The following is a 12,102-nucleotide window of genomic DNA, read 5'->3' as shown; positions in this document are numbered from 1 at the left end:
ATTCTGTGCGGCTCGACAAATCGGCATTGCCTGAGGCGATCTCTTGAGAGGCAACGGTGATGGTTTCTGTACCTGTCTTGATCTTGGAAATCGTATTCAAGAGGTTTTCCTGCATCATCTGCAGCGAGTGCAGCAAATCACCAATTTCATCCGTGCCACTGGCTTCCACGTGCTGAGTTAAATCACCATTGGCAATTTGATCCGCGATAATGGCCGCACGTTTGATGGGACCAGCAATGGTTCTTGCAATCAGCCAGGCAGCTATGGAGCCTATCACTATCGTCAGAACGCCGATGATCAGCATGCCAAGCCTGGCATTTTTGTAGTTGGTCAGAGATTCATCATATGCCGCCTTCATGGCCTTGTGCTGCTGGCTGGCCAGCTCAGTTAAAGCCAACATCCATTTTTCATTGGGAGCATTGAATTCTGTCTGCAATACAGATGCAGCATCGAAATAATTTCCTTCGGCGACCAGGCCCTTGATCTTGTTGGCAATTGCCAGGACTTGACGTTTTTGATCAACGGAATTTTGCAGCGTATCTTTTCCGTTTTTATCGTCGATCAGTTTTTTTGCTGCCAGCTCGGAAGCATCGTAGCTTTCCAGTATCTTGGCCAGCCTTTTGGTTTCACGCTCTGCTTCAGCCATATCACTGGGCGCAGTCATTTTCCGCAGCACCAGGGCCAAGGCTCGTCCTTGCTCGCGCATGTCGGTAGCAGCGTCCAGACTGGCAACCTTGGTATTGAAAATATAGTCCGTCGAAGCCTGCAACTGACTTAGCCGGAACAAACCAAGGACGAGCAGACCACAGGACAACAAAATGACCAGGCCAAAACCCAAGGCCAGGCGACCACTAATCTTCAAACGCGACAATTGATTCATACATTTTCCTGAGTGTCCGAAAAAGACGGAAGGTGGAAATCAGACTGCCATGAAAAGAAAAAATCGCGGGGCATGCTCACCCTCTTTTTATGTCTCCATGTATTCTGATTTTTATATTTTCAACATGAAAAACTTCAGAAAAACCCTGCTTCAAAATGCAATGAGTAATAGCAGTTTGATTATGCTTGCATTGAATTTTGATCAAATTCTCTGCTTCACAAGAGGTATTGCTTGATCAGAGTATAGCCTGAAAGACAGGCTGAGCAAATGTGGCAATGATGGCGAATTGCAACATCGGTTTGACACACAGATGCGATTAAGCAATAAGGATTGTTTATAGCTTTCAGACAAGCCTGCTTAAGCACCAACTGAAATAACCAGCTTCAATCGGCAGGTTCGTGAACTACAAGCATGCTTGCCAAAGCTGTTTACCGCGCCATCTTCGTTGCAATGTTTCACAATTAGCTTAAATCAGATTGGCCCATCGTTTGCAGTTTTCAAAGTTAATTTGCGAACCCCAAACATCAGGCAGCACTTCAGTTTTCAATTTTGCGATCAGTTCTGCAGTCTTATCCTTGTCCTTGGCATAGCATGCAAACTTGGCAAAATGATTGATATTCCATGCATCGGGGTATTTTTTTAGCACGTCATCTATACCCTTTTTCATGATGGGCCAATCAACCAGGGAATTAGAAAACAGTTTATTACCGTATTGCGTCTGCGAAGCATACCAATAGATGCGCGCATACATTCCAAAGCCCTCCTGGGGCTTGGTCCTCTCCATTGCTTTCCGAGCAAATTTTTCTACGGCGTAAGCGTTACCACCCCATTTTGGGACGTAATAATCAATAGCGCCGAAGTACAACTGATAAAACAAAGGCTCTTTGGTAAGACCTTCGTTAACCAGTTTTTCCATTTTATCCTCAGGCCAGCCCTGAAATCTGGCAATGTTTCCCATGAGTTGATACCAATACGGGTCTTTTGCGGCTGCCTTCTTATGCTCTTCCAGATAGATTCTGGCTTTTTCCACATATTCGTAAAAAGGCTTCCAATTTTTTTCTTTAACATCGACAGCGTAACCACCTCCTCTGATAGTCCATGCTCGATTCATCAGCATATCCGCATACGCCAAATGTGCAACAGCAGAATCAGGATAAGCAATTTGCCACCTTTTAATACGGTCCTCCATTTTGGACCATACCAGCGCATCATTTTTTTCGTACCTGAATGACCCCGAAAGACCCACATAAAAAAGTGTCAGCTTCCACAATCCGCTTGATGTACGAGCTTTGGACGTACGAAAAGTTTTTGCCATACTTTCCAGTTCGGCGAAATTTTCGTCCACAGACAATTCTATGACCTTCCACCCTATCTTTTCACGATCAGCAATTTCATCTGCCTGCGCAAACTGTGCAGCCAATACCAGCAAAGACAAGACAATACTCAGGCTTATTTTTTTAAATTTCATTTTTGAGGGTCCGGACTTTAGCAATTGGTGAATAGTCGCAAATTAATTCATACAAGGCAACTGTTTGACAAGTTTGCAAAAACAAAAAGCCCCTGAAGTAAGCTCAGGGGCTTTTTGTTGAATCTGTTGGCCTGTCCAGCACGAATCGAACGTGCGACCCCGAGCTTAGAAGGCTCGTGCTCTATCCAACTGAGCTATGGACAGTCTTGTCAATGGCTAACAAAAAAGATGTTTGCGAGCCCAAAAACTGAAGGCTGAATAGTACATGGTATCGTCCTCACTTTCAAGAATGAAACCACTTCTGACAGCTAATTTACTTAGATTGCTGGTGGAATGCAATCTGCCAGGCGGCGAGCGCTGGTAGAAGCCAGCTCTGTGTCTTCTGCTTCAACCATGACACGTACCAAGGGTTCGGTGCCGGATGCGCGTATCAATACCCTGCCCCGATCTGCCAGTTCGGCTTCGACCATTTGTTTCTCGGCAACCAGCTTCTCATTTTTTTGCCAGTCGAAACCGGCGGGAACTTTAATATTCAATAAGGTCTGCGGAAATAATTCCAGATCATCAAAGCATGCATCCAGACTTTTGCCATTGCGCCTTAACGCAGATAGCACTTGCAAGGCTGAAACGATGCCATCGCCAGTTGTATGCTTGTCCAGGCACAGAAGATGGCCAGAGCCTTCACCACCCAGCAGCCAACCACGCTCTTGCATTTGCTCAAGCACATAGCGGTCACCGACTTTGGCGCGGGCAAATCCTATACCCAGCTTTTTGAAAGCGACTTCGACAGCCATATTCGTCATCAAAGTGCCGACGACACCTTCAACCTTGCCTATCGCCATGCGGTCCAGCACCATCAGATACAGGAGCTGGTCGCCGTTATAAATTTTGCCGTGCTTATCCACCATCAGCAAGCGGTCAGCATCGCCGTCAAGGGCAATCCCCAGATCAGCATGATTGGCGCGCACGGCCAGGGACAGGGCATCAGGTGATGTTGCACCAACTTTGTCATTGATGTTGAGGCCATTCGGTTGGTTACCAATGGCAATGACGTCTGCACCCAGTTCATGGAAGACATGCGGGGCGATATCGTAGGCGGCGCCGTGAGCACAATCAACAACGATCTTCAGGCCACGCAAATCCAGCTCTGCCGGAAAAGTGCTTTTGCAAAATTCGATGTAGCGCCCGTTGGCATCATTCAAACGGCGCGCCTTGCCCAATTTCTCTGAGCTGACGCATTGCATGGGACGCTCAAGTTCGGCTTCGATAGCAAGCTCAACTTCATCAGCCAGCTTGTTGCCGTTCGCCGAAAAAAACTTGATGCCATTGTCGTCAAATGGATTATGCGAAGCGGAGATCACGACACCTGCGGACAGGCGCAATGCACGCGTCAGGTAGGCCACTGCCGGGGTTGGGGCCGGACCAGACAACATAACGTCCACGCCCGCAGCGGCGAAGCCGGCTTCCAGCGATGCTTCCAGCAAATAGCCTGAGATGCGTGTGTCCTTGCCTATCAAGACTGTGGGGCGGGCATCGCCAGTAACGTTGGCTTGCGCCAGCACCTTGCCTGCTGCAAAACCCAGACGCATGACAAAATCAGGCGTAATTGGTGCAACACCCACTTTGCCGCGTATACCATCTGTACCAAAATATTTTCTACTCATAGTCTTCCTGCTCATCAAGGGGATAATGCATCCCAGATTTTGTATGCATCGACAGTTTCTGCCACGTCGTGCACACGGATAATGTTTGCGCCCATTTGTTTTGCCAGCAGGGCTGCAGCAATGCTGCCTGCCATGCGCTCTGGTGCTACCCTGCCCGTCAAACCGCCTATCATGGATTTGCGGGACACCCCAACCAGCACAGGCAAACCCAACTCTTGCTGAAATTGCGGCAAGTGCCTGAACATGGCCACATTATGTTCCAAAGTTTTACCAAAACCAAAACCAGGATCAAGGCATATGCGATTGGCTTCCACACCTGCATCTTCCAGCGCGCTAAGCCTCTCACGTAAAAATATCTTCACTTCCTGATTGACGTCAGCATACTCAGGGCTGAGCTGCATGTTTTCTGGCGTATTTTGCATATGCATGACGCATAAGGCAGCATCTGCATTTTGCACTGCAGCAATGGATTCAGGTGAGCGAAAACCCTGAATGTCATTGATCATATCAACACCGGCAATCAAGGCCTCGCGCATGACTTGTGGCTTGTAAGTGTCTATGGACAAGGGTTTGCCGCAATCACGCAAAGCATAGATGACGGGCATGACCCGATTCAACTCTTCATCCAGCGGCAAAGGGGCAGAGCCTGGGCGACTGGATTCGCCACCGATGTCAATGATATCGACACCATCTTCTATCATCTGTTCAGCGCGGGCGATGGCACTTTCCAGATTCAGGTATTTGCCGCCATCGGAAAAAGAATCAGGCGTGATATTCAGCACGCCCATGACGAGAGTTCTGGATTGTGCTCCGCTCAAAGGGTAGCGAAAACGGCCACATTGGAAATATTTCATTTTTTAAAAAGACGAAGGGTGAGGAATAATCCCCACCCTTTTACATGAAATTCAAAAATTAATTGTGCAATATTTGTAGAGTAACTCAGGCCGGTGCAGTTGCGCTTGGAGATACACCACCAGAAGAATTACCAGAAGAAGGACGGCTGCTTGTTTGTCCTTGTTTTGGCGGACGTGGGTCCACACCATTCATGATGTCATTGACCTGGTCTGCATCTATTGTTTCCCAATCCAGCAAAGCCTTGGTCATGGCTTCTACCTTGTCGCGGTTTTCTTCCAGGAGTTTGCGAGACAAGGCATATTGTGTATCGAGAATGCTGCGGATTTCGGCATCCACTTTTTGCTGGGTTGCCTCGGAAATGGTTTTAGATGGGCCGCCAAAGTAACCTTCACTCTGACTATCTTCATAGACCATCACGCCCATGCTGTCGGACATACCAAAGCGTGTCACCATCGAGCGTGCCAGCTTGGTAGCACGGGAAAAGTCGTTGGAAGCACCCGTAGACATTTGGCCAACAAAAATTTCTTCTGCAATACGGCCACCAAACAGGATGGAAATTTCCTCCAGCATCTTATCTTTATAACCACTGATATTGTCATGCTCCGGCAATTGCCAGGTCAGACCCAGAGCAAATCCACGTGGCATGATGGTGACTTTATGAACAGGATCAGCCTTAGGCATCAATTTGGCAACTACGGCATGACCAGATTCATGATAAGCAGTATTTCTGCGCTCATCTTCACGCATGACCATGGAACGACGCTCTGGTCCCATGAAGATTTTGTCTTTTGCATCTTCAAAATCCATCATTTCGACCAGACGCTTGTTACGTCTTGCGGCGAACAAGGCTGCTTCATTGACCAGATTGGCCAGGTCAGCACCAGAGAAACCAGGCGTACCACGCGCCAGGATATCTGCCTTAACATCAGCAGAGATTGGTACTTTGCGCATGTGAACGTTGAGGATTTGTTCACGGCCACGGATATCGGGTAAACCAACAGACACCTGACGGTCAAAACGACCTGGGCGCAACAAGGCTTTATCCAACACGTCTGCACGGTTGGTTGCAGCAATCACGATGACGCCAGAATTAGCTTCAAAACCATCCATCTCAACCAGCATCTGGTTCAGAGTTTGTTCACGTTCATCATTACCGCCGCCCATACCAGCACCACGATGGCGGCCAACAGCATCAATCTCATCGATGAAAATAATGCAAGGTGAATGTTTTTTGGCATTTTCAAACATGTCGCGAACGCGCGAAGCACCTACACCAACGAACATTTCAACGAAATCAGAACCAGAGATAGTGAAGAAAGGTACTTTCGCCTCACCCGCAATCGCACGGGCAATCAAAGTTTTACCAGTACCAGGAGGACCAACCATCAACACGCCACGAGGAATACGGCCGCCGAGCTTCTGGAATTTGGTTGGGTCACGCAGGAAATCAACGATTTCGCTGACTTCTTCCTTGGCTTCATCGCAACCGGCGACATCGGCAAAGGTGACATTATTATTAGTGTCGTCCAGCATCCTGGCCTTGGATTTACCAAAAGAGAACGCACCACCTTTACCGCCGCCCTGCATCTGGCGCATGAAGAACACCCAGACGCCAATCAGCAACAGCATCGGGAACCAGGAAATGAAGACTTGTGACAGGAAAGACTGCTCTTCAGGCTGTTTGACATCAAACTTGACGCCACTGTCCACCAGATCACGAATCAAGCCCTTGTCGAGGACTGTAATCTGGGATTTGACTTTAATGCCTTCAGAATTGGTCGCAACGATGGAGCGATTAGCCTCATCGATGGTGGCATCCTTGATGTGTTTGGATTTGACCTCATCCAGGAACTCGGAATACGGGATGGACTTGACGCCAGCACCGATACCTTTTCCATCAAACTGCTTAAAAAGTGTAAAAAGCACCAGGGCAACCACCACCCATATAGCAGCTTTTGAAAACATATTATTCACGAGAACTCCTTGAAGGCAGGATGCGCCATTTGATACTGTAAACGTTCATTCTACCCCCATTGGGTAGAGCTTGCTAGCCAGCATATGTTGGCGATATTGATGATTATCAAGAGGTACATGCAATTATTCAGGGTTTTTCAAGCCTCTGCCAAGCAAAAATATCTCGGAAGACTTGTCCTTGCTGGCTTTTGGCTTCTTGTTGATCACCGTTTTGAATTCATCTTTAAATAGTGTGAAAATGTTGTTATAGCTAGGCCCATGGAAGCATTTCACCAGCAAAGCACCGCCTGGTTTGAGATGTGCCTTGGAAAAAGTAACTGCCAATTCGATAATATATTCGACACGGGCAGAGTCAACAGTTGAGTTACCTGACAGATTTGGGGCCATATCTGATAAAACCAAGTCAACTTTGCGGCCTAACAATTTAGATTCCAATTGATCCAGCACTTCATCTTCACGAAAATCGCCCTGTATGAATTGCACGTCAGCGATAGGCTCCATAGGCAACAGGTCCAGGGCAAAAATTTCACCCATGATGCCGCCACCTTCTTTACCTGCCAGCTTATTCCTTACATACTGTGACCAGCTACCTGGTGTTGCACCCAAATCAACAATCACCTGCCCTGGTCGTATCAGTTTTTCTGATTCATCTATTTCTTTTAGCTTGTAAACGGCGCGCGCACGATAGCCTTCCTTTTGTGCAAGTTTCACATAAGGATCATTAATATGGTCGTGAACCCAATTTTGATTGAATTTATTCTTTGCCATTCGCGTAAAATACTGCTTTTAAAGGAATTACTATGTTAAAACTTACGCCCGCTGAAAGAAGCGAACTCCGCTCCGAAGCACATGCACTGAAACCTATCGTATTAATCGGCGAAGCTGGATTGACTCCTGCTGTGATCAAAGAAATTGATGCTGGCCTGAATGCCCATGGCCTGATCAAGGTACGCGTATTTGGCGATGATAGAGAAGCACGTATAGGTATGTACGATACCATCTGCGCCGAGCTGAATGCAGCCCCAGTGCAACATATTGGAAAACTTTTGGTAGTTTACCGTCCAAAACTGGAAGGCACGAAAGAAACCAAACTGGTTAAAAAAGGTAAAGGCATGCGCGAAGTCACTATCGTCAAGCCTAGCCCAAGTGGAACCAAAAAACCGACTGTATCCAAAGTCATGGTTAAAGGCAATGAACGCGTTACCCAGGGCGGCAACATCAAACGCGCCAAACCACGTCAAAGTAGTGCAAAAAAATCATCTCTAGCCAACAGCTAAGCCTGAATACTTCTGATATCCGATCAGTACTCAACCCGGCCAAACCAGGCCGGGTAACATTTCTGCCAGAAAATACATCTTTCAAGTCACGCTACATCGTTTTACATCCATTCATATTCATTGAATGAATATGAATTAAAAACGTCAATATCAGACGTACAGTACATCCAGCACTTCATATTCACGCACGCCAGCTGGCGCTTGCACACCAACCACGTCACCAGCGTACTTGCCAATCAAGGCACGTGCGATAGGAGAAGTGATGGAGACTTTGCTCAATTTCAAGTCTGCCTCATCTTCGCCAACGATCTGGTAACTGACTTTTTGTGAAGTTTCCAGGTCTTCCAGATGTACGGTAGAGCCAAACACAACGCGGCCTTCTGCATCCAGTGTAGTTGGATCGATGATTTGCGCAGAACCCAGCTTACCTTCCAGTTCAGCAATACGACCTTCGATAAATGCCTGGCGTTCTTTGGCGGCATCATATTCTGCATTTTCAGACAAATCGCCTTGTGCGCGTGCTTCTGCAATCGCATTGATAACATCCGGGCGTTCTTTGGTCTTTAAAAGATGCAATTCTTTTTTAAGCAATTCTGCGCCGAACTTGGTGACAGGTACTGTACTCATATCATTCACACTCATAAAAGTAAAAATACAGAGGCCACGTCAGACACCAGCATTACCGATGCCTTTTGTGACCTCTGTATCGAAGTTCAAGCTTCCCTGGGCTTGCAGTCAGTACTCAGGGACACTGTTATTTCTATCAGTTTAAGGTTTTATGCAGACCTTGTAAATCATAAACATGCAATTCATTGAGATGACGCATGCCTTCAACCGCAGCCTCGGCACCTGCAATGGTGGTGAACGTTGTTGCACGGGCAATCAATGCAGAGGTACGGATAGCGCGTGAATCAGTAATGGCGTTACGCTTTTCTTCTACTGTATTGATGACCATGGCAATATCATTGTTCTTGATCATGTCTACAACGTGTGGCCTGCCTTCGACAACCTTGTTCACGATAGAAACCGGGATGCCTTCAGCAGCAATCGCGGTTGCCGTACCACGTGTAGCAACAATAGAGAAGCCCATCTCAACCAGATCACGCGCCACTTTGACGCCACGTGGTTTATCGCTGTTTTTGATACTCAGGAATACCTTGCCAGACGTTGGCAATTTCACGCCCGCACCCAATTGTGATTTCACGAAAGCTTCACCAAAGGTTTTACCCACACCCATGACTTCACCGGTCGATTTCATCTCCGGACCGAGGATGGTATCAACACCAGGGAATTTAACGAATGGGAATACCGCTTCCTTGACACTAAAGTAAGGTGGCACGACTTCTGCACCTATGCCTTGTGAATCAAGAGACTGACCAACCATGCAACGGGCAGCAATTTTTGCCAGTTGCAAGCCAGTGGCCTTGGATACATAAGGGACGGTACGTGACGCACGCGGATTCACTTCCAGCACGAACACAACATCTTTGCCCTCTTGCTGCTGGATCGCAAACTGCACATTCATGAGGCCGACGACATTCAAACCTTTTGCCATCAGCGCAGTCTGGCGTTTGAGTTCAGCAATGGTTTCTTGTGACAGGGAATATGGTGGCAAGGAACATGCAGAGTCACCAGAGTGAACACCAGCCTGTTCAATATGCTCCATGACACCACCAATGAAGGTACGCTCACCATCAGACAGGCAATCGACGTCGACTTCAATCGCATCATTCAGGAAGCGGTCCAGCAAGACTGGAGAGTCATGTGACACCTTGACGGCTTCACGCATGTAACGCTCAAGATCACGCTGCTCATGCACGATTTCCATCGCACGACCACCGAGTACATAAGACGGACGCACCACCAGCGGATAACCGATTTCTTGCGCCAGTGCCAAAGCGTCGGCCTCAGTACGCGCAGTGCGATTGGGCGGCTGACGCAAACCCAGGTCCTGCAGCATTTTCTGGAAGCGTTCGCGGTCTTCCGCAGCATCGATCATGTCTGGCGAAGTACCAACGATAGGCACGCCATTGGCTTCGAGATCCAGTGCCAGCTTCAAAGGTGTCTGCCCACCGTATTGCACGATAACGCCAACTGGTTTTTCTTTGTCGACGATTTCCAGTACATCTTCCAGCGTCAGTGGTTCAAAGTACAGACGGTCGGATGTATCGTAGTCAGTAGAAACAGTTTCAGGATTACAGTTGACCATGATGGTTTCATAGCCATCTTCGCGCATCGCAAACGCTGCGTGTACGCAGCAATAGTCGAACTCAATACCCTGGCCGATACGGTTAGGGCCACCGCCCAATACCATGATTTTTTTCTTGTCGGTTGGGTTGGACTCGCACTCTTCTTCGTACGTCGAATACATGTAGGCTGTATTCGTTGCGAATTCACCGGCGCAAGTATCAACGCGCTTGTAGACTGGGCGCACGTTCAGAGCTTTACGCTTTTCGCGAATCGCTGTGTCAGTCGTTTTCAGCAGTTTTGCCAGGCGACGGTCAGAGAAACCTTTTTGCTTCAGTTGCAGCATCAGGGCTTTATCAACGCTGTCGAGTGACTGTTCATCCAGCCATAATTCGATATCGACGATGTCCTTGATTTGCACCAGGAACCAAGGGTCGATATGCGTCAGTTGATGCACTTCTTCCAGTGTGAAGCCTTGAGCGAAAGCATCACCGACATACCAGATACGGTCCGGACCAGGCTCACCGAGTTCTTTTTCCAGGGTCTCGCGATCCTGGGTTTTTTCATTCATACCGTCGACGCCAACTTCCAGGCCACGCAGGGCTTTCTGGAAGGATTCCTGAAAGGTACGGCCTATCGCCATCACTTCACCAACAGATTTCATCTGTGTCGTCAGGCGGTTATCTGCCTGTGGGAATTTTTCAAATGCGAAACGCGGTATCTTGGTGACGACGTAATCAATCGAAGGTTCGAAAGAAGCAGGTGTAGCACCACCAGTAATTTCATTGCGCAATTCATCAAGCGTGAAACCAACTGCCAGCTTGGCAGCAATCTTGGCGATAGGGAAACCAGTTGCCTTGGATGCCAGTGCAGATGAACGCGACACACGCGGATTCATCTCAATGACAATCATGCGCCCATCAGCAGGGTTGATGGAAAACTGTACATTGGAACCGCCAGTATCCACACCAATTTCACGCAGCACTGCCAAAGAGGCATTACGCATGATCTGGTATTCTTTATCGGTCAGTGTCTGCGCTGGTGCAACCGTGATGGAGTCACCGGTATGCACACCCATAGGGTCCAGATTTTCAATGGAGCAGACGATGATGCAGTTGTCGGCCTTATCGCGCACGACTTCCATCTCATATTCTTTCCAGCCTATCAGCGATTCTTCGATCAGCAATTCATTGGTAGGAGATGCCTCCAGACCGCGCTTGCAAATTGTTTCGAATTCTTCAGGGTTGTAGGCAATACCACCGCCAGTGCCACCCATGGTGAATGATGGTCGGATGATGACCGGGAAGCCGACATCCTTTTGCACAGTCCAGGCTTCATCCATGGAATGAGCAACACCAGAACGCGCAGAACCCAGACCAATCTTGGTCATGGCATTCTTGAATTTCAAGCGGTCTTCAGCCTTGTCGATGGCTTCTGGTGAAGCGCCGATCAGTTCGCAATTGTATTTGGTCAATACGCCATGACGATGCAGGTCCAGTGCGCAATTCAATGCAGTCTGGCCACCCATGGTGGGCAGGATCGCATCCGGTTTTTCTTTATCGATAATGCGTTCTACAACTTGCCAGGTGATAGGCTCAATGTAAGTCACATCGGCCATTTCCGGATCAGTCATGATGGTCGCAGGATTGCTGTTGACCAGGATCACGCGGTAACCTTCTTCACGCAAAGCCTTGCAAGCCTGTGCGCCGGAATAATCGAATTCGCAAGCCTGGCCAATGATGATGGGGCCAGCGCCGATAATCAAGATACTTTTTATGTCGTTACGTTTTGGCATTC

General features: G+C 48.1%; 9 protein-coding genes and 1 tRNA gene. 1 reads left to right on the top strand and 9 read right to left on the bottom strand.

The features are described 5' to 3' along the window. The 7 genes from AC3WQT_RS05870 to AC3WQT_RS05840 all read right to left on the bottom strand — a co-directional run. A partial coding sequence (locus AC3WQT_RS05870; RefSeq protein ID WP_492702855.1) for an MCP four helix bundle domain-containing protein occupies positions 1-880 on the bottom strand: 880 nt, incomplete at its 3' end. A gap of 466 nt (positions 881-1,346) precedes the next feature. Beyond that, on the bottom strand, positions 1,347-2,348 hold the full coding sequence (locus tag AC3WQT_RS05865; protein WP_492702854.1) for a hypothetical protein: 1,002 nt from the start codon (positions 2,346-2,348) through the stop codon (positions 1,347-1,349). 127 nt (positions 2,349-2,475) lie between these two features. Beyond that, positions 2,476-2,552, bottom strand: a tRNA-Arg gene (locus tag AC3WQT_RS05860). A gap of 113 nt (positions 2,553-2,665) precedes the next feature. After that, a complete protein-coding gene (gene glmM, locus AC3WQT_RS05855) occupies positions 2,666-4,012 on the bottom strand; it encodes a phosphoglucosamine mutase (RefSeq protein WP_492702853.1) in 1,347 nt (448 codons plus the stop codon). A 14-nt stretch (positions 4,013-4,026) separates the two neighbouring features. Continuing rightward, the gene (gene folP / locus AC3WQT_RS05850) at positions 4,027-4,866 is read right to left on the bottom strand and encodes a dihydropteroate synthase (RefSeq protein ID WP_492702852.1); all 840 of its coding nucleotides are present in this window, start codon (positions 4,864-4,866) and stop codon (positions 4,027-4,029) included. An 85-nt stretch (positions 4,867-4,951) separates the two neighbouring features. Further along, entirely contained in the window at positions 4,952-6,841 is a 1,890-nt protein-coding gene (ftsH, locus tag AC3WQT_RS05845; protein WP_492702851.1) for an ATP-dependent zinc metalloprotease FtsH, read from the bottom strand. 123 nt (positions 6,842-6,964) lie between these two features. Then, the gene (locus AC3WQT_RS05840; protein WP_492702850.1) at positions 6,965-7,609 is read right to left on the bottom strand and encodes an RlmE family RNA methyltransferase; all 645 of its coding nucleotides are present in this window, start codon (positions 7,607-7,609) and stop codon (positions 6,965-6,967) included. Positions 7,610-7,641: 32 nt separating this feature from the next. Between AC3WQT_RS05840 and AC3WQT_RS05835 the strand changes: the two genes are divergently transcribed. Continuing rightward, positions 7,642-8,118, top strand: a complete 477-nt coding sequence (locus AC3WQT_RS05835) for a YhbY family RNA-binding protein (protein ID WP_110253841.1) — start codon at positions 7,642-7,644, stop codon at positions 8,116-8,118. A 150-nt stretch (positions 8,119-8,268) separates the two neighbouring features. Here AC3WQT_RS05835 and greA read toward each other — a convergent pair whose 3' ends face one another. Next, a complete protein-coding gene (greA, locus tag AC3WQT_RS05830; RefSeq protein WP_110254249.1) occupies positions 8,269-8,745 on the bottom strand; it encodes a transcription elongation factor GreA in 477 nt (158 codons plus the stop codon). Between the two features lie 136 nt (positions 8,746-8,881). Then, complete coding sequence (gene carB / locus AC3WQT_RS05825; protein ID WP_492702849.1) at positions 8,882-12,100, bottom strand: carbamoyl-phosphate synthase large subunit; 3,219 nt, start codon at positions 12,098-12,100, stop codon at positions 8,882-8,884. Between the last annotated feature and the right edge of the window lie 2 nt (positions 12,101-12,102).

It is taken from the genome of Undibacterium sp. FW305-107, from assembly GCF_058788535.1.
This window is presented reverse-complemented; position numbering and strand designations above follow the sequence as displayed.

Excerpts from the sequence above, each read along its gene's own strand:
- folP (WP_492702852.1), bottom strand. The coding sequence starts at position 4,866 with ATGAAATATTTCCAATGTGGCCGTTTTCGCTACCCTTTGAGCGGAGCA.
- carB (WP_492702849.1), bottom strand. The coding sequence starts at position 12,100 with ATGCCAAAACGTAACGACATAAAAAGTATCTTGATTATCGGCGCTGGC.
- AC3WQT_RS05835 (WP_110253841.1), top strand. The coding sequence starts at position 7,642 with ATGTTAAAACTTACGCCCGCTGAAAGAAGCGAACTCCGCTCCGAAGCA.
- greA (WP_110254249.1), bottom strand. The coding sequence starts at position 8,745 with ATGAGTACAGTACCTGTCACCAAGTTCGGCGCAGAATTGCTTAAAAAA.
- AC3WQT_RS05840 (WP_492702850.1), bottom strand. The coding sequence starts at position 7,609 with ATGGCAAAGAATAAATTCAATCAAAATTGGGTTCACGACCATATTAAT.
- AC3WQT_RS05865 (WP_492702854.1), bottom strand. The coding sequence starts at position 2,348 with ATGAAATTTAAAAAAATAAGCCTGAGTATTGTCTTGTCTTTGCTGGTA.
- glmM (WP_492702853.1), bottom strand. The coding sequence starts at position 4,012 with ATGAGTAGAAAATATTTTGGTACAGATGGTATACGCGGCAAAGTGGGT.